A 26,088-nucleotide genomic window follows, 5' to 3' on the forward strand; every position below is an offset into this window, starting at 1 on the left:
GAAACGGTACTTCGCATTACGCACTGCACTTTCTCGAAACCCTGTAGTCGGAATCAACACACGCCACTCATCACAGCAGGAGAGTTAAATCATGGCATTCACGTCATCCCGTAAAGCGTCGTTGCAAAGCATGGAAGCCGAGATCGAGAGTCTGCTCAAGTCGCTGGAAGGCTTGAAGTCCGACGCTTCCGACGAGTCGCGCAAGACCCTGAAAAACCTGAAAGCCAATGCTGAAAACGCGCTGAGCCATTCGCGCAGCTTGTTGAGCGATGTCTACGAAGACGTCAAGGTCAAAACCCGCGAAACCAGCGTTGCGACCCGTGATTACGCCCAAGAGCACCCTTGGACCACCGCAGGCGTCGCTGTTGGCGCAATCGGCCTGCTGGCCGCTTATCTGCTGTGCAAGCGCGGCTGATCAAGCCCGCCCCGATCGCTCGAGTTCCTGCTTGAGCCACCGAGCGAGGTCCTGAGCGCGTCCATCCGCGGCGCGCTTCGGTACCCACAACGCCAGCTGCGCCGGGGTTTCACTGAAACCCCATGGTGCAGCCAGGCGTCCGGCCTTCAAGTCGTCAGCCACTAATGGCTCCGGCGCGATCGCCACTCCCAGGCCTGCAACGGCCGCCTCCAGTAAATAATACAAATGCTCGAAATCCTGTCCGTAGCTCAGCGCGTCGGGCTCGATGCCGTTTTGCGTCGCCCATGTCGGCCAGGCTTGCAGCCGCGATGTGGTCTGCAGCAAGGGCTCACCCAGTAGCGCATGGACCGGGGCGTGTCGCAGCTCCTCGAACCGGGCGAATCGTGGACTCATCACCGGCCCGATGCGCTCGCTGGCAAGCTCGAATACTTGCATGTCCGCAGGCCATGGCGGCTCGGCAAATATCAGCAGCGCGTCCAGTCCGGGGCGTCGCGGGTCAAGGTCACCTTCTCCTGCCGACAGGTGCAGGCGCAGATCGGGGAGGTCGGCGTTCAAGCGCCCCAGCCGCGGGATGAACCAGCGCGCCAGCAAGCTTCCGGAACAACCCAGTACGAACGGCGCATCTGCGCTGCCCTGGCTAAGCTCGGCACAGACACCGCGCAGACGATCAAACGCTTCGGCGCTCGCATCCCGCAGGCGAATTCCGGGATCTGTGAGTTTCAGGCCACGTCCATCCTTGCTGAACAGGCTCACGCCCAAGTGTTCTTCCAGCACTTTCAGCTGACGGCTCACGGCACCATGGGTCACGTGCAATTGCTCGGCCGCCTGACTGACGCTGTTTAGCCGGGCGGTGGCTTCGAAGGCACGCAGTGCGTTGAGGGGCGGAAGGTCTCGGCTCATGGGATGTGTGAGTTTTCCTGACAGGTTGCGCCGATCTTATCGGTTTTCATCGTCGCTGGCGCTGGTTAGAGTGTGATCACTGCCTGACGGCTCATCCTATTCGCATCCCCGGAGGTCCACATGACCCAGACTCAAACTGCATACCGCGAAGGCCCGGACGACCGTGGCATGTTCGGCGCTTTCGGCGGTCGTTACGTCGCTGAAACCTTGATGCCGCTGATTCTTGATCTGAACCGCGAGTACGAAATCGCGAAGAATGATCCTTCGTTCCTGAAAGATCTGGAGTACTTCCAGCGCGATTACGTGGGTCGTCCAAACCCGCTGTACTTCGCCGAGCGTCTGACCGAACACTGTGGCGGCGCGAAGATTTACCTTAAGCGCGAAGAGCTCAACCATACCGGCGCCCACAAGATCAATAACTGCATCGGCCAGATCCTGCTGGCGCGGCGCATGGGCAAAAAACGCATCATCGCCGAGACCGGCGCTGGCATGCACGGCGTTGCCACCGCTACCGTGGCTGCGCGCTTCGGCCTGGAATGCGTCATCTACATGGGCACCACTGACATCGAGCGTCAGCAAGCCAACGTGTTCCGCATGAAGCTGCTGGGCGCCACGATCATTCCGGTGGTCGCGGGCACCGGCACGCTGAAAGACGCCATGAACGAGGCGCTGCGTGACTGGGTCACCAACGTCGACAGCACGTTCTACCTGATCGGCACCGTTGCAGGGCCGCATCCTTACCCAGCAATGGTTCGTGACTTCCAGTCCGTGATCGGCAAGGAAACCCGCGTGCAGATGCAAGAACACGAAGGCCGTCTGCCGGACAGTCTGGTGGCGTGCATCGGCGGTGGCTCGAATGCCATGGGCCTGTTTCATCCGTTCCTCGACGACACAAGTGTGCGCATCATCGGCGTCGAAGCGGCCGGTCACGGCATCGAGACCGGCAAGCATGCCGCCAGCCTGAACGGCGGCGTTCCGGGCGTACTCCACGGCAACCGCACCTTCCTGCTGCAAGACAACGACGGCCAGATCATCGACGCCCACTCGATTTCCGCCGGTCTCGACTATCCAGGCATCGGTCCTGAACATGCCTGGTTGCACGACATCGGTCGCGTCGAATACACCTCGGTCACCGACGATGAAGCACTGGCTGCGTTCCACCAATGCTGCCGCCTCGAGGGCATCATCCCGGCACTGGAAACCGCTCACGCCCTGGCTGAAGTTTTCAAACGCGCGCCAACGCTGCCGAAGGATCACCTGATGGTGGTCAATTTGTCCGGTCGAGGCGACAAGGACATGCAAACCGTGATGCACCACTTGGATCTGTCCCAGCAGGAGAAACACTGATGAGCCGCCTGCAAACGCGTTTTGCCGAACTGAAAGAACAAAACCGCGCAGCCCTGGTGACTTTCATCACGGCAGGCGACCCGGGCTACGACACCTCGTTGGCGATCCTCAAGGGATTGCCGAAGGCAGGTGCCGATGTGATCGAACTGGGTATGCCCTTCACTGACCCGATGGCGGACGGCCCGGCAATTCAGCTGGCGAACATTCGCGCGCTTAACGCCAAGCAAAACCTGGCGAAGACGCTGCAGATGGTTCGCGAATTTCGTGAAGAAGACAGCGTCACGCCGCTGGTGCTGATGGGTTATTACAACCCGATCCACAACTACGGCATCGAGCGCTTCATTTCCGAAGCTCATTCGTCGGGTGTCGACGGGCTGATCGTGGTGGACCTGCCGCCGGAGCACAACGCCGAGTTGTGCGACCCCGCGCAGGATGCTGGCCTGGACTTCATCCGTCTGACCACGCCGACCACCGACGACGTTCGTTTGCCTACGGTGCTCAACGGCAGCTCCGGCTTCGTCTACTACGTGTCGGTAGCGGGCGTGACAGGCGCGGGTTCAGCGACGATCGATCACGTGAAAGACGCCGTGCAACGCCTGCGCCGCCATACCGATCTGCCAATCAGTGTCGGCTTCGGGATTCGCACAGCTGAACAAGCGGCAGCTATTGCGCGTGTCGCCGACGGTGTCGTCGTCGGTTCGGCACTGATTGACCAGATCGCCAACGCGCCATCGCCAGAACAGGCGGTGAGCGGCGTGTTGGGGCTGTGCGCGCAGTTATCGCAAGGCGTGCGTAAAGCCCGCGTAGCCGAGGGTAAAGTTTCTGATACAGAGGAATCTCAGTCCCTGGCCGCACACTAAGCCGTACAGCGAAGGGGTTCAGGGCCACGTCCTGAACCCCTTTTTGCTGCCCGAATTTGCTCAGGAGCGCGCCAGATGAAAGTCTCGAATCGTTTGATCGCCGGATTGGGCGTGTTGATGCTCAGCGCCAGCGCACTGGTTCAGGCTGCACCACCGGATCAACGCGGCGCCGATGACAACGGCCCGGGCCAGCATCAGGACCACGGCCAGCCAGGCGGTCCGCAGGGCGATCGCGGTAACGGCAATAACAACGGCAACGATCATCGCAACGAACCGCGTCCCGATAACCGTGGCAATAATCAACGGGGCGGGCGTCCTCCTGCGGACTTCGGCGATGTGCGCCGGACCATCAGCGAACACAGTGAAGTCATCGGTCGCGGTCAGCCGCTGCCCCCTGGCGTGCACATCGTCAAAGGCCACCCGCTGCCACGCGGTTATGGCCGTCGACTGGACCCACGCTCGCTGCAATACCTGCCTCAATACGATGGCTACGAATGGCGCCGCCTGGGCCCGGACGTTGTGTTGATCGCCATTGGCAGCGGGATCGTTTATGAGATTCTGGATGGCGTTCTGAACTAAGGCAGCTTCGGTATCACGACCAGTAGGAGTGAGCTTGCTCGCGAAAGGGGCCTTCCAGCCGCTAGAAACTTAGCGGTTGTACTGGCTTATTCGCGAGCAAGCTCGCTCCCACAATTTATGTCCCGGCAGCTATATCTGCGGCACCGTCATGACAGCCCGCTGGTCCCGGATCGCTGCGCCGCCAGACCAGCATCGAAGATGGTCACCAGGCCCTAAACCGCTATCGACGGCAGCGCATTGCCCTTCAGCAAATCCCCACTCAACGCCTGTTCACTTCTTAACCAGTCAACGAAACGCTGCACGATCTGTACGCGCCGTTTGCGTTGCGGCAGGACGATGTAATAACCGTAGCCGGAGACGGCGCTGGCTTCGATCGGGCGGCATAGCAAACCCTGCTCCAGCAAATCGTCCACCAGATGGCGCCAGCCGATGGCGACGCCCTGGCCGCCGATTGCCGCCTGAATCATCAGTGTGTAGTTGTCGAATCGCAGCTGCCCCGGCGCGGGTGCCTGGGGGATATTCAGGGCGCGGAACACGCCACTCCAGTCGAACCAGTTGTTGCCGCCTTCGCCGCGAAGGTGCAACAGGGCGAAATCTTTCAGCGCCTCGGTGGGCAAGGGCAAGTCGCGCCCCTTCAGCAATTGTGGGCTGCACACCGGGAACACTTCCTCGCTGAACAACCAGTGGCTTTCTCCCTGCTTGAATCGCCCGTCACCGAATAACACGGCCACATCGATATCCGCGCGCAGCATGCTGTGACTGCGCTCGCTGGTGACCAGGCTGACATCGATGTCGGGGTTGTCCTTGTGGAATCGATGCAGCCGCGGCATCAGCCAATAGGCGGCGAAGGCGAAGTCGGTCGCCACTTGCAGCACCTCATGCTGATGCTGCTCGGTGATTGCACTAAGGCCAGCGTCCATCGACTCCAGCCCGATCTGTACGTGATTGAAGAGAATCTGCCCGGCGTCCGTCAGTTCGATGCCGCGATAGATGCGATCAAACAGCCGCGTCGCCAATTGCTCTTCCAGTCGCTTGATTTGTTGGCTGATGGCCGGCTGAGTCGTGCCGAGCTCGATGGCAGCAGCGGTAAAACTGCGCAGCCGTGCGGCGGCCTCGAAACCGCGAAGCAAATCCAGTGACATGGCACCAAGGGCTTCAAACATAAGCTGCACTTATCCTAAGCATTGCCTCACATGGGCTTTACCGCAGACGGCATGGGCCCCATCCTCGGTCGGAGCACTTTCGCATAAATAATGACTATGGATGCCGCGAACACATGAAGCGCAAGAATATTCTTTTCATCATGGCCGATCAGATGGCCGCGCCCATGTTGCCGATGTACGCCACTTCTCCGATCAAGATGCCCCACTTGAGTCGCCTCGCTGCTGAAGGCGTGGTGTTCGACGCCGCCTACTGCAACAGTCCGCTGTGCGCACCGTCGCGTTTTACCTTGGTGAGCGGTCAATTGCCGAGCAAAATCGGCGCGTACGACAACGCCGCCGACTTCCCCGCCGATGTCCCGACCTACGCCCACTACCTGCGTCGACTTGGCTATCGCACGGCGCTGGCCGGCAAGATGCACTTTTGTGGCCCCGATCAATTGCACGGCTACGAAGAGCGCCTGACCAGCGACATCTATCCGGCCGACTACGGTTGGGCCGTGAGCTGGGACGAACCGGACGTGCGCCCGACGTGGTATCACAACATGTCATCGGTGCTGCAAGCCGGACCTTGCGTGCGCACTAATCAGCTCGATTTCGACGAAGAGGTGGTGTTCAAGGCTCAACAATATTTGTTCGATCACGTCCGCGAAGACGGCGATCAGCCGTTTTGCCTGACGGTGTCGATGACCCATCCCCACGATCCGTACACCATTCCCAACTCTTACTGGAATCTGTACAGCGACGACGAAATCCCGATGCCCCACTCGCCGTTGGCCCAGTCCGAACAGGATCCGCACTCCCAGCGCCTGCTGAAGGTCTACGACCTGTGGGACAAGCCGCTGCCCGAGCAAAAGATTCGCGATGCGCGCCGCGCCTATTTCGGCGCGTGCAGCTACATTGATGACAACGTCGGCAAACTGCTGAAAACCCTGGAGGAAACCGGCCTGGCCGATGACACGATTATTGTGTTCTCCGGCGACCATGGCGACATGCTGGGTGAGCGCGGACTCTGGTACAAAATGCACTGGTTCGAGATGTCGGCGCGGGTGCCGCTGCTGGTGTACGCTCCGGGGCAGTTCAAGGCCGGCCGGGTACAGGCCGCAGTGTCCACCGCCGACCTGTTGCCGACGTTTGTTGCGTTGGCTGATGGTCAGCTGGACGCCGGCTTGCCGCTGGATGGCCGTTCACTGTTGCCGCATCTGCAGGGTGAGGGCGGTCACGACGAGGTGTTTGGCGAGTACATGGCCGAGGGCACCAACAGTCCGCTGATGATGATTCGTCGCGGCGCGTACAAATTCATTTATTCGGAACGGGACCCATGTCTGCTCTATGACGTGCGCAACGATCCGAAGGAGCAGGAAGAGTTGAGTCGATCCGAGGCTCATCGCGACCTGTTCGCTGCGTTTCTGGCCGAAGCAAAGGCCAAGTGGGACATTCCGGCGATACACCACCAGGTGCTCGCCAGCCAGCGTAGCCGGCGCTTCGTCGCCGAGTCGCTGGCCATCGGCAAGCTGAAGAGTTGGGATCACCAGCCGCTGGTCGACGCCAGTCAGCAGTACATGCGCAACCATATTGATCTGGACGATCTGGAGCGCAAGGCCCGTTATCCGCAACCTTGAACCCTGCCAACACCTAGAAAACCAAAAAAAGGGGCACACCATGAATAAGCTGTTCACCACGCTGGCGGTTGGGGTCTTGAGCTTGAGCAACGTCGTGGCCTATGCCGCCGACGCCAGCTGCAGCACCGTGCGGATGGCCGATCCAGGCTGGAGCGATATCGCCGCGACCAACGCCACTGCAGGCTTTTTGCTCGACGGCATGGGCTACAAAACCAAGATCGACACCCTGGCGGTGCCGATCGCCTATGGCGGCCTGAAGGACGGGCAACTCGACGTCTTTCTGGGCAACTGGATGCCGGCGCAGCAGGGCTTCTACGACAAATTCATCGCCTCGGGTGACGTGACGCAATACGCGAAGAATCTGGAAGGCACCGAGTTCACCCTCGCGGTTCCCGATTACGTCTATGACGCGGGCGTTCACGACTTCGCCGACCTGAACAAATTTGCGGACAAGTTCCACAAGAAGATCTACGGCATCGGCTCGGGCGCTCCGGCCAATGCGTCGATTCAGGAGATCATCAAAAAGAACGAGTTCGAACTGGGTGACTGGAAGTTGGTGGAGTCCAGCGAGCAGGCGATGCTGGCCGAAGTGCAGCGCAACGTGAAGAAGAAGGAATTCGTGGTGTTCCTCGGCTGGACGCCGCACCCGATGAACGTGCAGATCAAAGGCATGCACTACCTGAAAGGCGGCGAGAAGTATTTCGGTGATACCGGCAGCGTCTACACCGTGACCCGCAAAGGTTACGCCGACGCCTGCCCGAACGTGGCGAAGCTGCTTTCCAACCTGGTATTCACCCAGGACATGGAAAACTCGATCATGCAGACCGTTGTGGACAAGAAGGTCAGCAACACCGAGGCGGTGAAAGCGTGGCTGAAAGCCAACCCGGCGGTGCTGGACAAATGGCTGAGCGGCGTGAAAACCATTGACGACAAAGATGCGCTGCCGGCGGTGAAGGCCAAGTTGTAAGCGCCGACGAGAAGCATCGCGAGCAAGCTCACTCCTACAGGGCCAATATCAGTCTGTAGGAGTGAGCTTGCTCGCGAAGAGGTCTGTACTTTCGCGAGATCTTCAGTGCCTGAAATGGCGTCTTCGCGAGCAAGCTCGCTCCCACAATTTGTGCGTTAACAGGCAGAACTGCAGTGTTGTGAGCCTTGATGAGCGCACGCGTTATCCGTTCTGCGCCATCAACCGCCGCAGCTCCGCCAGCACCGGCGCTGATTCCGGTCGCACGCCGCGCCACAGGTAGAACGCCTCGGCGGCCTGCTCTACCAACATCCCCAAACCATCCACTGCCTGTCCGGCATTGTGCTCCCTGGCCCAGCGGCAAAATGCAGTCGGCTCCTTGGCGTACATCATGTCGTAGCAAAAGGTCGCACCCGGCTGAATCAGGCTGGGCGCAATGGGCGGTACTTCGCCCGACAGACTGGCCGACGTGGCGTTGATGATGATGTCCACCGGTTCCTCCAGCCAGTCGTAGCCTGCGGGCAGCACCGGGCCGATGTCGGCGAATTCCTGGGCCAGCTGTTCAGCCTTTTCTATCGTGCGATTGGCAACCACCAGCACGTAGGGATCTTCCGCCAGCAAGGGTTCCAGCGCGCCACGCACTGCGCCGCCAGCTCCGAGCACAAGGATGCGTTTGTCCTTGAGCGTGATGCCATGATTCACCTTCAGGTCTCGAACCAGACCGGCTCCGTCAGTGTTATCACCCAGCAGGCTCCCGTCCGCTTGAAGGGCCAAGGTATTGACCGCTCCGGCACGACGGCCGCGCTCGGTCAGCTGATCGGCCATCCGGTACGCTTCTTCCTTGAAGGGCACGGTGACGTTGGCGCCCCGGCCTGTCTCGAAAAACGCCTTGGCAAACGCGCTGAAGCCGTCCAGCGGCGCCAGTGAGGTCTGATAGTCGAGGGCCTGACCGGTCTGCTCGGCGAACAGGCGATGGATCAGCGGCGATTTGCTGTGGGCGATAGGGTTGCCGAAGACAACATACTGGTCGGTCATCACTGTGTCGCCTCAGCCAGCCAGTCGCGATCCTGCAGAAAATAATCGGTGAGGCGTGCTTCTTCACTGCCTGGCTCGGCTTTCCAGTCATAGGCCCAGCGCACTTGCGGCGGCAGCGACATGAGGATCGATTCAGTGCGGCCACCCGACTGCAGGCCGAACAAGGTGCCGCGGTCGTACACCAGATTGAATTCAACGTAACGCCCACGGCGAAATTCCTGAAATTCGCGCTGCTGCGGCGTGTACGGGGTGTCTTTGCGGCGCTGAACGATGGGCAGGTACGCCTCGACGAACGCATCGCCGATGGTGCGAATGAACGCGAAGCTGGTGTCGAAATCCCACTCGTTGAGGTCGTCGAAAAACAGTCCGCCGACCCCACGCGGCTCATTACGGTGCTTGATATGGAAGTAGCGATCGCACCACGCCTTGTAGCGAGGATAGACGTCGGCACCGAACGGCGCGCAGGCCTGCTCGGCGACACGGTGCCAGTGAACGCAGTCTTCCTCGACGCCGTAATAAGGGGTCAGGTCAAAGCCGCCGCCAAACCACCACACCGCTTCTTCGCCTTCTTTCTCTGCGATGAAGAACCGTACGTTGGCGTGAGATGTCGGCACGTGAGGGTTGTGCGGGTGCATCACCAGCGACACACCGAGGGCTTCGAAACCTCGTCCTGCCAGCTCCGGTCGATGGGCGCTGGCCGATGGGGGAAGGCCGGCGCCGAAGACGTGGGAAAAATTGACCCCGCCCTTTTCGAGGATGTGGCCATTCTCGATCACGCGGGTCCGACCGCCACCCCCCGCAGGCCGCTCCCAGGCGTCCTCGACGAAACGGGCGCTGCCATCTTCGGTTTCCAGCGCGGCGCAAATGCGGTCCTGAAGATCAAGCAAGTAGGCTTTGACGGCATCGGTGCGAACGGACATGGGCGGTACCTGCATAAATTGAAACGTGCGTCGGGAGCGGGATTCCGCCGGCCTTGGCGTTGATAGCACGCCTCGCTGCGCAAATCCCGTCGGCGAAATTCGGTCCGTAGCATATCACCGGCCTGGCGGATGCCGCAGTTGACGAAGCGCCGACGAAGGAGTCCGATAGAGCCCTTTCGCATCAACAGTCATCCCCTGCAGTTCCGATCCATGACGGAGAAAGCAAATGGCAAAACGTATCCAGTTCAAGGCTTATGGCGGTCCCGAAGTGCTCGAGTACGTAGATTTCGAACCCCCGGCACCGGGCCCTAAAGACGTGCTCGTGCGCAACAAAGCGATTGGCGTTAATTTCATCGAGACCTACTTTCGCAGCGGCCTGTACCCGGCGCCTTCATTTCCGTCGGGATTGGGCAACGAAGGCGCGGGGCTGGTTGAAGCGGTCGGCAGCGAAGTCACTCACGTCAAAGTCGGCGACCGGGTGGTGTACGGCACAGGCCCGTTGGGTGCATACGGGGACGTTCACCTGACGCCGGCCGCGAACATTGCCAAACTGCCTGACGGCATCAGCTTCGAGCAGGGCGCCGCCGTTATGCTCAAGGGCCTGACCGTGCAGTACCTGTTTCGCCAGACCTACGAGATCCGCCCTGAAGAAACCATTTTGTTCCATGCCGCTGCCGGCGGCGTGGGTTCCATCGCCTGCCAGTGGGCCAACGCCTTGGGCGTCAAGCTCATTGGCACGGTCAGCTCGGCAGAAAAGGCCGCGCACGCCAAAACGCATGGCGCGTGGGAAGTGATCGATTACAGCAAGGAGGACGTCGTTCAGCGTGTACTGGAATTGACCGATGGCAAGAAGGTGCCAGTGGTCTACGACGGTGTCGGCAAAGACACGTGGGAAACGTCTCTCAATTGCCTGGAATTGCGCGGCCTGCTGGTCAGTTTCGGCAATGCATCCGGCGCGGTGACTGGGGTGAACCTGGGGGTACTCGCCCAGAAAGGCTCGCTCTACGTCACCCGCCCGACATTGGGCTCCTATGCGAACACGCCGGAAGCCTTGCAGGCGATGGCGGATGAAGTGTTTGAAATGGTCGCCAGCGGCAAGGTGAAAGTCGACGACATCCAGAAGTTTGCCCTCAAGGATGCCGCGAAAGCGCATACCGAACTGTCCGGCCGCAGAACGGTTGGGTCGATCATTCTGGTGCCTTGATCTCACCCTGCGAGACGGTGGAAGGGCATTACCCCGCCCTTACCACCTCAGCGGTTACTAGATCCCGGATCACGCTCGGGTTGCGACGGCCGCCAAGACTGCCACCCAGAACCAGGTCCAGCTGTTCGTGAAAATACTGCTCAACGCGCAGTCGTGAGCGGGCAGCGGGGCGGCCGGTCGGGTTGGCGGAAGTCGACACCAAGGGGCCTGTCAGGGCGCACAACTCGCGAACGATAGGGTGATCGCTGACCCGGAGGGCGACGGTGTCATGCTTTCCGGTGATCCAGTCCGGCAACAGGCCTTGATGGGGCACCAGCCAGGTATTCGGTCCCGGCCAGGTGCTGGCCATGCGATCAATCCACAGCTCAGGGAAGTCCTCGAAGAGGAAATCGAACTGACGGATGTTGTCTGCGATCAGGATCAAGCCCTTATCAACAGGCCGCGCCTTGATTGCCAGCAGGCGATACGCCGCCTCCGCATCCCAAGGGTCACATCCCAACCCCCACACTGCTTCGGTTGGATAGGCAATCACCGCCCCGGCCCGAATTTCTCGTGCGGCTTGCTGCACTCGCCAACTGCTGACCATCGTCCGTTCTCCCAAATTACGCAGGCGGGCAGTTTAACCTCAGCGTGCCCGGGCAAACCATCGCCCGGCTTCACAGGCCACGCTGCTGTCGAGTTCAAGCTCGGTCAGCGCTGCCAGGACTTTTGGCAAAGGCCAACCGCTGTTGTGGGCCAGCGCCTCGCCGGTTTGCGGCGCTGCGTGCAAGAGGGCGAGCAGCGGATGGAGCGGCGTCGACGGCTTATCAACGACGTCATGGCTCGGCGCAATGTTTTTCCAACCCTGCAGCGCTTCAAGAATGTGGTCGATGGTTTCCACCAGCACCGCCCCTTCACGGATCAACTGGTGACAACCCCTGGCCCCCGGATGATGGATCGAGCCGGGGATCGCGTAGACCTCACGGCCCTGCTCGGCCGCAAGACGTGCCGTGATCAGCGATCCGCTGGCGACACTCGCCTCGACCACCAGCACGCCCAGGGATAAACCGCTGATAATTCGATTGCGCCGGGGAAAGTTGCTCGCGTGGGGATCTGCGTCCAGGGGTAGCTCGGAAATCACTGCGCCGCCATCGGTCATCATGCGCGCTGCAAGTTGGCGATGCCGCTGTGGATAAAGTTTTTCGATGCCTGTGCCAAGCACGCCGATTGTCCCGCCTTTTACATCCAGCGCACCTTGATGCGCGGCGCCGTCGATACCCAGCGCCAACCCGCTGGTGATCACAAAACCAGCACCGGCCAGGCTCCTCGCGAACGCTGCAGCGGTGTCGAGCCCGGGCTTGGAAGCACGTCGACTGCCCACCATTCCGAGCTGCGGGCGATCAAGCAAAGCGCGGTTTCCGGCGATGAAGAGCAGGGGCGGTGGATCCGGGATTTCCGCCAGCAACGCGGGGTAGTCAGGGTCGTCCCACATCAGCAAATGCTGGCCCGGACGCTCTAACCAGGCCAGTGCAGCACTGGCTCCGTCGCGCACTCCGGCACTGCGACGGGCCTCGGCACTGGCCGCCGGCAGCCGTAGAGATCGCCACGCTGAAGCCGGTGCACTCAATGCGGCAGAGGCGCTGCCAAATGCATCGATGAGGGTGTGGAAACGTTTCGGACCGACTTCCGGCAGCCGATGCAAACGCAAACGGGCTTCCAGCTCAGCCGGCGACTGACCGGCCTTTTCGAACAACGGCATGTGATCTTCCTTGATCCGCGACCCACCTTAATCGGTGGACCAAGCTGTGGATAAGTCTGTTAACAACAATTTGATAAGTGAAGCATGCCGGTGGAGAAAAGTGATTTACAGCTGATACATAGCATTACGGATTGCGGACTTTGTCCTGCACTGCCAGAGATCGGGTTGCGTGCAGCACCATGCCGTAGCTCAATCGCTCGTAGGTGCGGAAGACCATCAGTAGCCCAGAGCGCTCGTCTGGAATTTTGACTTGATCGCCATTGACCCGGTCGCGGACCGTCTCGCCAGTCTTGTAGATCGCCAATACGTTGCCTTCGGCCAAGCCGTCAAGCCGGCCGCGATCGATAGTGACCACGTCAAACTCGCCGATCTGCGTCACGCCCCGCGGCACGTCGATGATGTTGCCGTTGATCGGTTGTTGGGGCTCACTGGGGACAAAGGTGGAATTGATTCCGCGTTCTTCGCTGACGAAGAGACGATCGCCGAGGCGTACTTCCTGCGTCGAGCGCTGCAGTTGCAGCGTCGCCACGTCACCTTCGCTGGCAATGATTTGGCCGCTGCCGATGTCATCGGCATTGATACCCAACACCACGCCGCTCACTGGGTCGACGTAGGTCTTGCCCTTGCGATAGATGCCGTAGGACACATGGCTCGGTTCGAACTGCCCGCGCGCATAGATGCGATCACCCGCGCCACTGAGCACCCGCTCGCCGGGGCCGGCCACGACATGAGGCGCGGCTTCAAACTGGCTCGCGTTATCAATGATTCGGTTGTTCAGCAGAAATGCATTGATTGCGCCCAACGGTATCGTGGGAATCGCCTCTGCAATCGGCGTACTGCGCACACGCGGGGACAGTTTGATAGTGCCCCGGGACGCGCCGCGATTGACCACGATGCGTGGCTGACCATCGACGTAAATCAGGTTGAGCGTATCGCCGGGGTAGATCAGATCAGGGTCGTGAACCTGCGGATTGGCGCGCCAGAGCTCCGGCCACTTCCAGGGCTGGTTAAGAAATTTTCCGGAAATGTCCCAAAGTGTGTCACCGGCGACGACGGTGTAACTCTGTGGATGGCCATCCCTGAGCTGTACTTGCGCCTGGACAAGGCCTGTCGCGGCCAACAGCAGCAGGGCGAGTAGTGATTTCCTCATGCGGTGAATCCCTTTATCATGTTGGCTTCGCGTGAAACGCTGAGTCTTGCGAGACTTCCGGTTTTACTAGGGCTGCAGCTTGTGACGTCCCAAGCCTAGCAGCCGATTTTGACTTTACCCTACAGTGCATCCCTTACGTATATGGCCATTCTAAACATCCTCGAATTTCCCGATTCGCGCCTGCGCACCATCGCCAAGCCGGTGGCTGAAGTGGACGACGGCATTCGCCAGTTGGTCGACGACATGTTTGAAACCATGTACGAAGCGCCTGGCATCGGTCTGGCCGCGACGCAGGTTAACGTACACAAGCGCGTGGTGGTGATGGATCTCTCCGAGGATCGCAGCGAGCCGCGGGTGTTCATCAACCCCGAGATCGAGCCGCTCACCGACGAGATGGACCAGTACCAGGAAGGCTGCCTGTCTGTTCCAGGTTTCTACGAAAACGTGGATCGCCCGCAACGGGTCAAGGTCAAGGCGCTGGACCGTGAGGGCCAGCCCTACGAGTTCATCGCCGAAGGCCTGCTCGCCGTGTGCATCCAGCACGAATGCGATCACCTGAACGGCAAGCTGTTCGTCGATTACCTGTCCAATCTCAAGCGCGACCGGATCAAGAAGAAGCTGGAAAAACTCCACAAGCAAAACGCCTGATCCCGCCATCCTCCTTTCTACCGTAGGAGCCCGCTTGCCCGCGATAGCGACCTGTCCTCTGCCGCATTTTTCGGCTGACACCACGCCATCGCGGGCAAGTGCGTTTCTACCGTCATACTCAAGAGAAGCCCATGACTGAGCCACTGCGCATCGTGTTCGCCGGCACCCCGGAATTCGCCGCCGAGCATTTGAAAGCCCTGCTCGACAGTCCCCACGACGTCATTGCGGTGTACACCCAGCCAGATCGCCCGGCCGGTCGTGGTCAGAAGCTGATGCCGAGCCCGGTCAAGCAGCTTGCCCTCCAGCACAACATTCCTGTCATGCAGCCGCCCACCTTGCGCGCACCCGAAGCCCAGGCCGAGCTGGCTGCGTTGCAACCGGACCTGCTGGTCGTGGTCGCCTATGGCCTGATCCTTCCGCAGGCCGTACTGGATATTCCGCGTCTGGGCTGCATCAACAGCCACGCCTCGTTGCTCCCACGCTGGCGCGGTGCTGCGCCGATTCAGCGCGCGGTGCAGGCCGGCGATGCCGAGAGCGGCGTGACGGTCATGCGTATGGAAGCGGGGCTGGACACCGGCCCGATGCTGCTCAAGGTGACGACCCCGATCACGGCCGACGACACCGGCGGTACGCTGCACGACCGTCTTGCCGAGCTCGGCCCACCTGCGGTGATTCAAGCCATTGCAGGGCTGGCGGACGGCACGCTGGTTGGCGAAGTGCAGGACGACAGTTTCGCCACCTATGCGCACAAACTGAACAAAGACGAAGCACGCATCGACTGGACCCGTCCGGCGGTTGAGCTGGAAAGGTTGGTACGCGCCTTCAACCCTTGGCCGATCTGCCACACCGTGCTCAATGGCGAAGCGCTGAAAGTGCTGGCCGCGCAGGTCGCCGGCGGGGAGGGCACGCCCGGCAGCATCATTGACGCCAGTAAAGAAGGTCTGCTGGTCGCGTGCGGGAGTGGCGCACTGCGTCTGACCCGTCTGCAACTGCCAGGCGGCAAACCTCTGGGCTTCGCTGACCTGTTCAACAGCCGCCGCGAGAAATTCGCCGTCGGCACCGTTCTCGGCCAAGCGGTGGATGCGCAATGAACCCGCGTCTGGCCGCCGCCAAGGCCCTGGCTGCCGTGTTGGGCGGCAAGGCATCGCTGAACAGCTCTTTGCCCACACAACTGGACAAGGTTGAAGACCGCGACCGCGGGCTGACCCAGGACCTGGCATTTGGCACCGCGCGCTGGGAGCCGAGGCTCTCTGCGCTTGCGGCCAAGCTGCTGCAGAAACCATTCAAAGCCGCTGATAACGACGTGCAGGCTTTATTGCTGGTGGGTCTGTATCAGCTGTTCTATTCGCGCATCCCCGCCCATGCTGCTATCGGCGAAACCGTAGGCTGTGCCGAGAAGCTGAAAAAGCCGTGGGCGAAAGCGTTGCTCAATGCCGTGCTGCGTCGCGCCCAACGGGAGGGCGAGGCATTGCTGACGGAGCTGGAACATGATCCAGTGGTGCGCACGGCTCATCCACGCTGGCTGCAAAAAGCGTTGAAGGCCGCCTGGCCTGAGCATTGGGAAGCGATCTGTGCAGCAAACAATGCCCACCCGCCGATGATTTTGCGGGTCAACCGCCGGCACAAAACCCGCGAGCAGTACCTTCAGCTGTTGCTGGACGCAGGCACCGCCGCGACGCCTTGCACGTTCAGCCAGGACGGGATTGTGCTGACCGAACCGGGCGATGTTCGTTCGCTACCGGGTTTCGCTGAGGGCTGGATCAGCGTTCAGGATGAGGCCGCGCAACTGGCCGCCGACTTGCTGGAGCTGGCGCCGGGTCAACGTGTGCTGGACGCCTGTTGCGCACCGGGTGGCAAGACCTGCCATCTGCTGGAAGTACAACCGGGCCTGGCAGGCGTGGTCGCAGTGGATCTTGAGGCCAAGCGCATGGTGCGGGTCAAAGAGAACCTCGATCGCCTGGGCCTGAGTGCCGAGCTCATCGCCGCCGATGCCCGCGCCACCGATCAATGGTGGGACGGCAAACCGTTCCAGCGCATTCTGCTCGACGCGCCTTGCTCGGCGACTGGCGTGATCCGCCGCCACCCCGACATCAAGCTGACCCGTCAGGCGGATGACATTCCCGCCCTCGCCGCGCTGCAGGGCGAATTGCTCGACGCACTGTGGCCGACGCTGCAGGTGGGCGGGATTTTGCTGTATGCCACGTGCTCAACGCTGCCGGCTGAAAACACCGAAGTCATTGATGCATTCCTGTCGCGTACACCTGGCGCAAGGGAGCTGGACATTGCCGGTCAGCAAGGCAATCCGCCTCCTGGCTTGAAGCAGCCCCACGGCCGTCAGTTGCTGGCGCAGGAAGGCGGGCATGACGGGTTTTACTACGCCAAACTGATCAAGATCGCAGCGGCGTGAGAACCAATACCCGGTGTGACGGCATCATCATTCAAGGAGAGACTGATTGAAGATCATCATTCTCGGCGCAGGGCAGGTCGGCGGTACGCTGGCCGAGCATCTGGCCAGCGAAGCCAATGACATCACCGTCGTGGACACCGATCAGGATCGTCTGCGAGCGTTGGGTGATCGCCTCGATATCCGCACCGTTCACGGTCGCGGCTCATTTCCTACCGTGCTGCGTCAGGCCGGCGCCGACGACGCCGACATGCTGGTGGCCGTCACCAGCAGCGACGAGACCAACATGGTCGCCTGCCAGGTCGCGTACACACTGTTCCAGACCCCGACCAAGATTGCCCGGGTTCGCGAGTCGGCGTACCTGACCCGCTCAGGCCTGTTCGCCAACGGCGCCATTCCCGTGGACGTGCTGATCAGCCCTGAGCAAGTGGTCACCCATTACATCAAGCGGCTCATCGAATACCCCAGCGCGCTGCAAGTCATCGACTTCGCCGGCGGCAAGGTGCAGATGGTGGCGGTCAAGGCGTACTATGGCGGCCCTCTGGTGGGGCAGCAACTGCGTCAACTGCGCACGCACATGCCCAATGTCGAGACTCGCGTCGCGGCTATTTTCCGTCGCGACCGTCCGATCATTCCTCAGGGCGATACGGTTATCGAGGCTGACGACGAGGTCTTTTTCATCGCTGCCAAAGCGGATATTCGCGCCGTCATGGGCGAGATGCGTCGTCTGGATGTGAGCTACAAGCGCATCGTGATTGCCGGCGGCGGGCAGATCGGCGAGCGGCTGGCGGAGGCCATCGAGAACCGCTATCAGGTCAAGATCATCGAGATGAACCCGGCACGATGCCGCCACCTGTCAGACACGCTCAACAACACGGTGATCCTGCAAGGCAGCTCTTCGGATCGCGACCTGCTTGTGGAAGAGAACATCGACAATGCCGACCTGTTTCTCGCGCTGACCAACGACGACGAGGCAAACATCATGTCGTCGTTACTGGCCAAACGTCTCGGCGCGAAGAAGGTGATGACGATCATCAACAATCCGGCCTATGTCGACCTGGTGCAAGGGGGAGAGATAGATGTCGCGGTCAGTCCTCAGCTCGCCACCATCGGTACGTTGCTGGCGCATGTGCGGCGCGGCGATATCGTCAGTGTGCATTCGTTGCGTCGGGGCGCGGCAGAAGCCATCGAGATCGTCGCCCATGGCGATGCCAAATCCAGCAAGGTGATTGGCAAAGCCATCATGCACATCAACCTGCCGCCCGGCACGACCATCGGCGCCATCACCCGCGCCGATCAGGTAATCATCGCCCATGACAGCACCGTGATCGAATCGGGCGATCACGTGGTCATGTTCCTTGTGGATAAAAAGTACATTCGCGACGTGGAACGACTGTTTCAGGTGGGCCTGAGCTTTTTCTGAAAGCCTGAGTCAGAGTCGATGATCAGGACAATGTGGGAGTGAGCTTGCTCACTAATAGGCCGGCGGATCCGCCGCTGGATATGGCGTACTGAATACGCCATTCGCGAACAGGTTCGCCCCCACAAGTTCCTATCAGGTCTTGAAGTGAGTACCTGAGCTTAATACCAGCGCTTCTCACCCTCGGGGCGTTTCTTGAACCGCTTCATGGTCCACATGTACTGGCTTGGATAGGCCCGCACGTATTTTTCAACCACCTTGCTCATGGCAGCTGCCGACGTCGCGGTGTCGGTGCTGTACATGTCGTCCGGCGCCGCTTCAAGTACGACCTTGTAGCCAGAACCATCCTCCAGACGCATCGCGTGTAGAAATACGCCAACAGCTTTGCCGCCCGCCAGCATGTTCGGCACGAACTTGCTGGTCAGCGCCATTGTCCCGCAGAACGGTACAAATATACCTGCTGACTCGGCAGGTTCCGGATCCGCCGGAATACCGACCGAGCCGCCTTTGCGCACTTCCTTGATGACGCTGAGAATGCCTTCCTTGGTGGACGCTGCGACGCGGTTGCCCAACTGCACGCGCTGCTTGCGCAGCAGGTCGTCTACGGCCTTGAGCTTGGGTGGCCGGTAGAAAATGATCGGTTTGCACTGGCTGCAATAGAAGTGGTTGAGCACTTCCCAGTTGCCGAGATGGCTGGTGATTCCGACTACGCCCTTGCCCGACGCAAGGGCATCTTTCAACACCTGCAGCCCTTCGACTTCGCGAACCAGATTGATCGACTTCTGCGCCGGCCAGATCCACGCGCAGGCGCTTTCGGTGAGGGTCTTGCCGATGTCCATCAGGCTGCGGCCGACCAGCGCTTCGAGTTCTTCAGGGCTCAGTTCGGGGAAGCACTTGGACAGGTTGATCCGCGCGACGTCGCGAGACCGGTTAGGCAACTTCCACATCAGCCAGCCAATGCAGGTGCCGACCCATTGCACTGCGCGCCACGGCAACAAAGCAAACAGGCGCAGTGCCCCAACCATCAAGGCGCCTTTGAACTTATCCACAGATCACTCCCGAATACATGAGGCGGCCATTGTAACCATTCATGGGAGCCGATTATCCACATCACCCACCAGCTCGGCGTATCGATCGCAATCAATCGTATGGTCCATCACCATGCCGGTGGCCTGCATATAGGCGTAGCAGATGGTCGGACCGACGAAGGTGAAGCCGGCTTTCTTCAGCGCTTTGCTCATCGCTTCGGCCTCGGGGGTAATGGCCGGGACTTCGCTGCGGTCCTTGAAGTGATTGATCTTCGGCTCTCCGCCCACGAAGGACCAGACAAACGCGACCGGATCCTCAAGCCGCAACCAGGCCAGAGCATTCTTGCGGGCAGCGTTGAGTTTGAGGCGGTTGCGCACAATGCCGGGCTCCAGCATCAGCGCTTCGATTTCAGCATCGGTCATCGCCGCGATGCGCTGGACGTCGAAGCCGAACATCACTTCACGGTAGCGCTCACGCTTTTTCAGGATGGTGATCCACGACAGACCAGCCTGGAACCCTTCGAGCAACAGGAACTCGAACAGCATCTGCGCATCGCGCAACGGCACACCCCACTCTTGATCGTGGTAGTCCATGTAAAGCGGATCTTCGTTGCACCAAAAGCAGCGTGGCATAGGGCTCCCAAGGGTGGAGGCGCGGCCGAATCGGGTATACTCCCGCTCTTTAAATCGCAGCCCCCCAGTACAGGTGAATTTCGTGAGCCAGCCTACGCCAGCCGTGCGTACCTTCCAAGACTTGATCCTCGCCCTCCAGCAATACTGGGCTGAGCAAGGTTGTGTGGTACTTCAGCCCTACGATATGGAAGTGGGCGCCGGCACTTTCCACACCGCTACGTTTCTGCGTGCCATCGGCCCGGAAACCTGGAACGCCGCCTACGTACAACCGAGCCGTCGTCCTACCGATGGCCGTTATGGCGAGAACCCGAATCGCCTGCAGCACTACTATCAATTCCAGGTCGTTCTCAAGCCTAACCCGGACAATTTCCAGGAGCTGTACCTTGGCTCGCTGAAGCATGTGGGTCTTGATCCACTCGTGCACGACGTCCGCTTTGTCGAAGACAACTGGGAATCCCCAACCCTCGGCGCCTGGGGCCTGGGTTGGGAGATCTGGCTGAACGGCATGGAAGTGTCGCAATTCACGTACTTCCAACAAGTCGGCGGTATCGAGTGCTACCCGGTCACCGGCGAAATCACCTACGGCCTCGAACGTCTGGCGATGTACCTGCAAGGCGTCGAGTCGGTCTACGACCTGGTCTGGACTGACGGCCCGTTCGGCAAAGTCACCTACGGCGACGTGTTCCATCAGAACGAAGTGGAGCAGTCGACTTACAACTTCGAGCACGCCAACGTCGACAAACTGTTCGAGCTGTTCGATTTCTATGAGAGCGAAGCCGTGCGCCTGATCGAAGTCGAGCTGCCATTGCCGAGCTACGAAATGGTCCTCAAGGCCTCTCACACCTTTAACTTGCTGGATGCACGCCGCGCGATTTCGGTGACGGCGCGTCAGCAGTACATTCTGCGCGTCCGCACCCTGGCTCGCTCCGTGGCCCAGGCGTACCTGATGGCCCGGGCCAAGCTTGGCTTCCCGATGGCCGCGCCCGATATCCGCGATGAAGTGTTGGCCAAGCTGGAGGCTGCGCAATGAGTGCTCAAGATTTTCTGGTTGAACTGGGCACCGAAGAACTGCCACCCAAAGCATTGAATACCCTGGCCGATGCGTTCATGGCCGGTATCGAAAAAGGTCTGCAGGCTGCCGGTCTGACTTACAGCGCCAAGCAGGTCTATGCCGCGCCGCGTCGCCTGGCCGTGCTGATCACTCAGCTCGCCACCGAGCAGCCGGATCGCAGCGTCAATCTGGACGGCCCGCCACGCCAGGCCGCGTTCGATGCCGATGGCAATCCGACTCAGGCTGCCTTGGGTTTCGCCAAGAAGTGCGGCGTGGACCTGAGCGAAATCGACCAGAGCGGCCCGAAACTGCGCTACAGCCAGAGCATTCCTGGCAAGCCAACGTTGAGTCTGCTGCCAACCATCATCGAAGATTCCCTCAACGACCTGCCGATCCCGAAGCGCATGCGCTGGGGCGCGCGCAAGGAAGAATTCGTACGTCCGACCCAATGGCTGGTCATGCTGTTTGGTGATCAAGTCGTCGACTGCACCATCCTCGCCCAGACGTCCGGTCGTGAATCCCGTGGCCATCGCTTCCATCATCCGGACAGCGTGCGCATTTCGTCCCCGGCCAATTACGCCAGCGACTTGCGCGCGGCCTATGTGCTTGCAGATTTCAACGAGCGTCGTCAGTTGATCAGCAAGCGCGTCGAAGAGCTCGCCACGCAACACGAAGGCACCGCCATCGTGCCGCCGGCATTGCTTGATGAGGTGACTGCGCTGGTCGAGTGGCCCGTCCCGCTGGTGTGCTCGTTCGAGGAGCGTTTCCTTGAAGTGCCGCAGGAAGCCCTCATCACCACGATGCAGGACAATCAGAAGTACTTCTGCCTGCTGGATGCCGAAGGCAAGCTGCTGCCGCGCTTCATTACGGTCGCGAACATCGACAGCAAGGACCCTTCCCAGATCGTCCACGGCAACGAGAAGGTTGTTCGCCCCCGTCTGACCGACGCCGAGTTCTTCTTCAAGCAGGACAAGAAGCAGAAGCTGGAGACGTTCAACCAGCGCCTGCAGAACGTGGTGTTCCAGGCGCAGTTGGGCACGGTGTTCGACAAGGCCGAGCGCGTTTCCAAGCTAGCCGCGTTCATCGCGCCCCGCATTGGCGGCGATGCTCAGCGCGCCGCGCGTGCAGGCTTGCTGTCCAAGTGCGACCTGGCGACCGAGATGGTCGGCGAGTTCCCCGAAATGCAGGGCGTTGCAGGCTACTACTACGCCTTGGCCGACGGCGAACCCGAAGACGTCGCGCTGGCGTTGAACGAACAGTACATGCCACGTGGCGCTGGTGCTGAATTGCCGGGCACGCTGACTGGCGCCGCTGTTGCCATTGCCGACAAGCTCGACACACTCGTGGGCATCTTCGGCATCGGCATGCTGCCGACCGGTAGCAAAGACCCGTACGCTTTGCGCCGGGCCGCACTGGGCATCCTGCGCATCCTGATCGAGAAGAAACTGGATCTGGATCTGGTCAAAACCGTGCAGTTCGCCGTCGCTCAGTTCGGTGTGAAGATCAAGCCTGCTGGTCTGCCAGAGCAGGTTCTCGAATTCATCTTCGATCGTCTGCGCGCGCGCTATGAAGACGAAGGCGTCGACGTTTCTGTCTACCTGTCGGTGCGCGCTTTGCAGCCCGCTTCGGCGCTGGACTTCGATCAACGTGTTCAGGCTGTTCAGGCCTTCCGCAAGTTGCCTGAGGCTGCAGCATTGGCCGCCGTGAACAAGCGGGTTTCCAATCTGCTGAGCAAGGCAGATGGCAACATCGCCCAGACCGTCGAGCCGAAGTATTTCGATAACGCCAACGAGTTCTCGCTGTACTCGGCGATTCAGCAAGCAGATCAGGCCGTAGCGCCGATGTCCGCGAGCCGTCAGTACAACGAAGCGCTGACCCGTCTTGCGGCACTTCGCGAGCCTGTGGATGCGTTTTTCGAGGCAGTCATGGTCAATGCGGAAGACGCCAGCGTGCGAGCCAACCGGTACGCCTTGCTTGCTCGTCTGAGAAATCTGTTCCTCGGCGTTGCCGACATCTCGTTGTTGAGCTGACAGCGGAGCGGATACCAATGAAGTTGCTGATTCTCGATCGGGACGGGGTGATCAATCAGGACTCCGACGCCTACATCAAGTCGGTGGAGGAATGGGTTCCGATCCCTGGCTCAATCGAGGCAATTGCGCAACTGAGCAAAGCCGGCTGGACGGTGGCAGTGGCTACCAACCAGTCTGGCATCGCTCGCGGTTACTACGATCTCGCAACGCTCGATGCCATGCACGCACGCCTGCGTGAACTCGTGGCGGAGGAGGGTGGCGAGGTCGGACTGGTTGTTTATTGCCCCCATGGGCCGGACGCGAGTTGCGATTGCCGCAAGCCAAAACCGGGGATGCTGAAGACAATTGCCCGCCATTACGCCATCGATTTACGTGGCGTGTGGTTTGTAGGCGATAGCAAGGGTGACCTGGAGGCGGCGGTGGCCGTCGATTCACAACCTGTTCTGGTCATGACCGGCAAAGGTCAGAAGACGCGAAGCGGTGCATTACCCGCAGGCACGTTGGTTTTTGACGATCTGGCGGCGGTTGCCGCAGAACTTATTCACAACAGCGCCCCGTTGAACGGCTAACGGCTATTCAACGGCTCGCTCAATTCGGGTAATTTCCCGTAACGGTAAAAGCAGCTATGTCGATTGTGCAGGCCATCAGGATTTTCTTCTTTTACCTGCTGCTGGGCACTACCGCCCTGCTGTGGTGTTCGCTGAGTTTCTTTATTGCACCTTTCCTGCCGTTCCGTCTTCGTTATCGCTTCATCAATGTGTACTGGTGCCGCTGCGCCTTGTGGCTGACCCGCGTTTTCCTCAACATCAAAGTCAACGTCACCGGCCAGGAAAATATTCCCGAGACACCGTGCGTGATTGTCTCCAACCACCAGAGCACGTGGGAAACGTTTTTTCTCTCGGCCCACTTTCAGCCTTTGAGCCAAGTGCTTAAGCGGGAGCTGTTGTACGTGCCATTCTTTGGCTGGGCCATGGCGATGCTGCGTCCCATCGCCATCGATCGCAACAATCCCAAAGCCGCGCTTAAAGTCGTGGCAAAGAAAGGCGACGAGTTGCTAAAAGACCGGGTCTGGGTGCTGATCTTCCCTGAAGGCACACGCGTACCCTACGGCCAGATCGGAAAGTTCTCGCGCAGTGGTTCGGCACTGGCCGTAAACGCTGACTTGCCCGTTCTGCCTATTTCCCACAATGCCGGCCGCTATTGGCCGAAAGAGGGATGGGGCAAAAAGCAGGGCACTATTGAAGTTGTGATTGGCGAACCGATGTACGCAGAGGGGACTGGTCCTCGCGCAATTGCTGCGCTTAACGATCGAGTGTCAGCGTGGAACGAACAAACCCAGCGCGACTTGGGATCGCCCGCAATGCCCGCACCTGCACCCGAGAAAACACCGGCGTGAATTGTGGATAACCTGTGCACGAATAAATCAGAACCTGAAGAATTCGCTGCTAACTCGTTAATTTAAATGCTTATTTCTTCAGGCGCTCAAAACGCCAAAACGTGCATAAGTTTTTTCTCATCGTCTGCCGATGACCTGAAAAGACCGGTCTTGAGCCTGTGCAGCCCAAGACCGTTATGTGAATCAAGCCGTTCTAGTCGGCGCTGAAATTCGCAGAGTGCAGAGCGCTCCCACACCCACCAACACAATCCCCCCACACGCCGCTGCGACAAATCCCATGGCGGGGGAAACGCTGTCGATCGCGAATCCCACAATCGGCGCGGACAATGTCTGACCTATTCGGTACGCCGAATCGTGCAACCCCATCACTTCACCTCTCACGCTGGAAGGCGCCAGCTTGGCGACGGCTTCCGAGCCTGCGGCCAGCGTCGGTGTGCACAGCAAATTGGTGGGCAACAGCGCGAGCATCAGCCACCACCAGACGTCATCAAAAAACACTACGGGCAGCAGCAGCAGGCTCATTGCCAAGGCGAGTTTCATCTGCGACCACGACCTGTGAACAATCCCGTGCACGTACCCACCGACAATGGAGGCAATGGACATGGCGGCGATGACATACCCGGTAAAGGCAAGTTGATCGCTGGCGCGCAGCACGGCGATCAGTGCCAGCTCGGTGCCATACAACACGAACAACGCACCCGCACTGACGAACATTACCGCCAGCAAACGGCCGCTCATCCAGGTGCGGAGTTTGGGACGTACGCGATCAGGATTTGCAGCGACTTCATCCACATTGCGCGTCGGCCAGTTCAACACATAGAGCACGACATAGGAGAGCGCGCGCCAGAGGCCGATGCCCGCCAGGGTGGCAGTCGCCGAATAGGTAGTGATCAACAGGATGCCAGTGGCGGGCCCGATGACGAAGGAAAGCTCCATGAGCATCATGTTGAGCGAGTAGGCAGGCCGGCGCTGATCCTCCGGTACCAGACTGGCAACGAACTGCCTGGCAAGCGAACCCGTCGGCACCGTAAAAAGACCGGCTACAAAAGCCAGGAGGACGTAGAACCAGTAGCTCACCATCGGCAGCAGGATCCAGGCGAGGGTCGACAGCGTCCCGCATACAGCCACCACCGGGCGTAGGCCGTGACGGTCAATCATCCGGCCGAGGAGGGGAGAGCCCACGGCAAAACCCAAGGCGGTCGCGGTCCCCACTACGCCCGCATCAAAATAGCTGCCGCCCATTTCATTGAGCACATGCAGGCTCAACGTGAGCCCCATGATAGTCAGCGGCAGCCCCGCAACGAACATAAAGAACGTGGCAGGCAGCACTCGGGGGATAGCCAGCACTTTCTGGTACTTGCGAATCGACATAAGACTGAGGCTCCTTGGTCGTACATCTGTCCTGATGCAACGTTTCAATCGGCGGGAATCCAGGTTTTTACCGCTGTCATTCGCCACTCAAGGCGCAACGACACTAACCTGCCTAATAAAATCTATCGTTCGAGTTTCAGGGCCAAATTATTGGCTGACAGGGCATGCAGGTAATCCGCATCTCGATTAGAGATGCCAATTAGACGTGCATCA

At 60.1% G+C, this 26,088-nt stretch carries 25 protein-coding genes; 15 read left to right on the top strand and 10 right to left on the bottom strand.

The genetic code is table 11. The features are described 5' to 3' along the window. Positions 1 to 91: 91 nt before the first annotated feature. A complete protein-coding gene (locus tag FX982_RS07265; RefSeq protein WP_122534291.1) occupies positions 92 to 415 on the top strand; it encodes a DUF883 family protein in 324 nt (107 codons plus the stop codon). Here FX982_RS07265 and FX982_RS07270 read toward each other — a convergent pair whose 3' ends face one another. Beyond that, positions 416 to 1,315 carry a LysR family transcriptional regulator gene (locus tag FX982_RS07270; RefSeq protein WP_172610160.1) on the bottom strand — a complete coding sequence of 300 codons (900 nt, stop codon included), beginning with the start codon at positions 1,313 to 1,315 and terminating at the stop codon, positions 416 to 418. It lies immediately after the preceding gene. A gap of 120 nt (positions 1,316 to 1,435) precedes the next feature. On the opposite strand from FX982_RS07270, the gene trpB reads away from it, so the two are divergent. From trpB to FX982_RS07285, 3 genes are all read left to right on the top strand, one after another. Beyond that, complete coding sequence (trpB, locus tag FX982_RS07275; RefSeq protein WP_172610161.1) at positions 1,436 to 2,662, top strand: tryptophan synthase subunit beta; 1,227 nt, start codon at positions 1,436 to 1,438, stop codon at positions 2,660 to 2,662. Continuing rightward, complete coding sequence (trpA, locus tag FX982_RS07280; RefSeq protein WP_172610162.1) at positions 2,662 to 3,522, top strand: tryptophan synthase subunit alpha; 861 nt, start codon at positions 2,662 to 2,664, stop codon at positions 3,520 to 3,522. The genes trpB and trpA overlap by 1 nt, the downstream gene beginning before the upstream one ends. Before the next feature lie 75 nt (positions 3,523 to 3,597). Beyond that, entirely contained in the window at positions 3,598 to 4,101 is a 504-nt protein-coding gene (locus tag FX982_RS07285) for an anti-virulence regulator CigR family protein (protein ID WP_172610163.1), read from the top strand. 212 nt (positions 4,102 to 4,313) lie between these two features. Here FX982_RS07285 and FX982_RS07290 read toward each other — a convergent pair whose 3' ends face one another. Further along, a complete protein-coding gene (locus FX982_RS07290) occupies positions 4,314 to 5,264 on the bottom strand; it encodes a choline sulfate utilization transcriptional regulator (protein WP_172610164.1) in 951 nt (316 codons plus the stop codon). A 113-nt stretch (positions 5,265 to 5,377) separates the two neighbouring features. Here FX982_RS07290 and betC point away from each other — a divergent pair, with 113 nt between their 5' ends. Both betC and choX read left to right on the top strand, forming a co-directional pair. Next, positions 5,378 to 6,883 (top strand): choline-sulfatase, encoded by a 1,506-nt coding sequence (gene betC, locus FX982_RS07295; protein ID WP_172610165.1) that lies wholly within the window; start codon positions 5,378 to 5,380, stop codon positions 6,881 to 6,883. Between the two features lie 40 nt (positions 6,884 to 6,923). Beyond that, on the top strand, positions 6,924 to 7,850 hold the full coding sequence (gene choX, locus FX982_RS07300; protein ID WP_172610166.1) for a choline ABC transporter substrate-binding protein: 927 nt from the start codon (positions 6,924 to 6,926) through the stop codon (positions 7,848 to 7,850). Between the two features lie 201 nt (positions 7,851 to 8,051). Here choX and aroE read toward each other — a convergent pair whose 3' ends face one another. Next, complete coding sequence (aroE, locus tag FX982_RS07305) at positions 8,052 to 8,882, bottom strand: shikimate dehydrogenase (protein WP_172610167.1); 831 nt, start codon at positions 8,880 to 8,882, stop codon at positions 8,052 to 8,054. Then, positions 8,882 to 9,802 (bottom strand): oxygen-dependent coproporphyrinogen oxidase, encoded by a 921-nt coding sequence (hemF, locus tag FX982_RS07310; RefSeq protein WP_172610168.1) that lies wholly within the window; start codon positions 9,800 to 9,802, stop codon positions 8,882 to 8,884. Before hemF ends, aroE begins: the two co-directional genes overlap by 1 nt. Positions 9,803 to 10,028: 226 nt before the next feature. On the opposite strand from hemF, the gene FX982_RS07315 reads away from it, so the two are divergent. After that, a complete protein-coding gene (locus FX982_RS07315) occupies positions 10,029 to 11,006 on the top strand; it encodes an NADPH:quinone reductase (protein ID WP_172610169.1) in 978 nt (325 codons plus the stop codon). Between the two features lie 28 nt (positions 11,007 to 11,034). Here the strand turns inward: FX982_RS07315 and FX982_RS07320 are convergent, their stop codons facing one another. The 3 genes from FX982_RS07320 to FX982_RS07330 all read right to left on the bottom strand — a co-directional run bounded on the left by FX982_RS07320 (position 11,035) and on the right by FX982_RS07330 (position 13,894). Continuing rightward, positions 11,035 to 11,592 carry an L-threonylcarbamoyladenylate synthase gene (locus FX982_RS07320; protein WP_172610170.1) on the bottom strand — a complete coding sequence of 186 codons (558 nt, stop codon included), beginning with the start codon at positions 11,590 to 11,592 and terminating at the stop codon, positions 11,035 to 11,037. A 39-nt stretch (positions 11,593 to 11,631) separates the two neighbouring features. Beyond that, positions 11,632 to 12,744, bottom strand: coding sequence for a DNA-processing protein DprA (dprA, locus tag FX982_RS07325; RefSeq protein WP_172610171.1), 1,113 nt, complete (start codon positions 12,742 to 12,744; stop codon positions 11,632 to 11,634). 124 nt (positions 12,745 to 12,868) lie between these two features. Beyond that, a complete protein-coding gene (locus FX982_RS07330) occupies positions 12,869 to 13,894 on the bottom strand; it encodes a LysM peptidoglycan-binding domain-containing protein (protein ID WP_172610172.1) in 1,026 nt (341 codons plus the stop codon). 141 nt (positions 13,895 to 14,035) lie between these two features. Between FX982_RS07330 and def the strand changes: the two genes are divergently transcribed. The 4 genes from def (at position 14,036) to trkA (ending at position 18,369) form a co-directional block, all read left to right on the top strand. Then, complete coding sequence (gene def, locus FX982_RS07335) at positions 14,036 to 14,542, top strand: peptide deformylase (protein WP_172610173.1); 507 nt, start codon at positions 14,036 to 14,038, stop codon at positions 14,540 to 14,542. A gap of 131 nt (positions 14,543 to 14,673) precedes the next feature. Next, positions 14,674 to 15,633: a methionyl-tRNA formyltransferase gene (fmt, locus tag FX982_RS07340; protein WP_172610174.1), complete on the top strand. Its 960-nt coding sequence runs from the start codon at positions 14,674 to 14,676 to the stop codon at positions 15,631 to 15,633. Then, a complete protein-coding gene (gene rsmB, locus FX982_RS07345) occupies positions 15,630 to 16,949 on the top strand; it encodes a 16S rRNA (cytosine(967)-C(5))-methyltransferase RsmB (RefSeq protein ID WP_172610175.1) in 1,320 nt (439 codons plus the stop codon). Before fmt ends, rsmB begins: the two co-directional genes overlap by 4 nt. Positions 16,950 to 16,995: 46 nt before the next feature. Further along, on the top strand, positions 16,996 to 18,369 hold the full coding sequence (gene trkA, locus FX982_RS07350; protein WP_172610176.1) for a Trk system potassium transporter TrkA: 1,374 nt from the start codon (positions 16,996 to 16,998) through the stop codon (positions 18,367 to 18,369). A 158-nt stretch (positions 18,370 to 18,527) separates the two neighbouring features. Here trkA and FX982_RS07355 read toward each other — a convergent pair whose 3' ends face one another. Continuing rightward, positions 18,528 to 19,415, bottom strand: a complete 888-nt coding sequence (locus tag FX982_RS07355) for a lysophospholipid acyltransferase (protein WP_122534273.1) — start codon at positions 19,413 to 19,415, stop codon at positions 18,528 to 18,530. A 39-nt stretch (positions 19,416 to 19,454) separates the two neighbouring features. Next, positions 19,455 to 20,027, bottom strand: a complete 573-nt coding sequence (locus FX982_RS07360) for a DNA-3-methyladenine glycosylase I (RefSeq protein ID WP_172610177.1) — start codon at positions 20,025 to 20,027, stop codon at positions 19,455 to 19,457. 82 nt (positions 20,028 to 20,109) lie between these two features. Between FX982_RS07360 and glyQ the strand changes: the two genes are divergently transcribed. Genes glyQ through FX982_RS07380 form a run of 4 tightly spaced genes read left to right on the top strand, consistent with a single transcriptional unit; the run spans position 20,110 to position 24,504 of the window. Next, positions 20,110 to 21,057, top strand: a complete 948-nt coding sequence (gene glyQ, locus FX982_RS07365) for a glycine--tRNA ligase subunit alpha (protein WP_065988033.1) — start codon at positions 20,110 to 20,112, stop codon at positions 21,055 to 21,057. Beyond that, positions 21,054 to 23,108, top strand: coding sequence for a glycine--tRNA ligase subunit beta (gene glyS / locus FX982_RS07370; protein ID WP_172610178.1), 2,055 nt, complete (start codon positions 21,054 to 21,056; stop codon positions 23,106 to 23,108). Before glyQ ends, glyS begins: the two co-directional genes overlap by 4 nt. An 11-nt stretch (positions 23,109 to 23,119) precedes the next feature. Beyond that, the gene (gene gmhB, locus FX982_RS07375) at positions 23,120 to 23,677 is read left to right on the top strand and encodes a D-glycero-beta-D-manno-heptose 1,7-bisphosphate 7-phosphatase (protein WP_172612999.1); all 558 of its coding nucleotides are present in this window, start codon (positions 23,120 to 23,122) and stop codon (positions 23,675 to 23,677) included. 56 nt (positions 23,678 to 23,733) lie between these two features. After that, a complete protein-coding gene (locus tag FX982_RS07380) occupies positions 23,734 to 24,504 on the top strand; it encodes a lysophospholipid acyltransferase family protein (RefSeq protein ID WP_172610179.1) in 771 nt (256 codons plus the stop codon). Positions 24,505 to 24,687: 183 nt separating this feature from the next. Here FX982_RS07380 and FX982_RS07385 read toward each other — a convergent pair whose 3' ends face one another. Beyond that, entirely contained in the window at positions 24,688 to 25,875 is a 1,188-nt protein-coding gene (locus FX982_RS07385) for an MFS transporter (RefSeq protein WP_216843210.1), read from the bottom strand. Between the last annotated feature and the right edge of the window lie 213 nt (positions 25,876 to 26,088).

Source organism: Pseudomonas graminis, from assembly GCF_013201545.1.
Taxonomy (GTDB): Bacteria; Pseudomonadota; Gammaproteobacteria; order Pseudomonadales; family Pseudomonadaceae; genus Aquipseudomonas.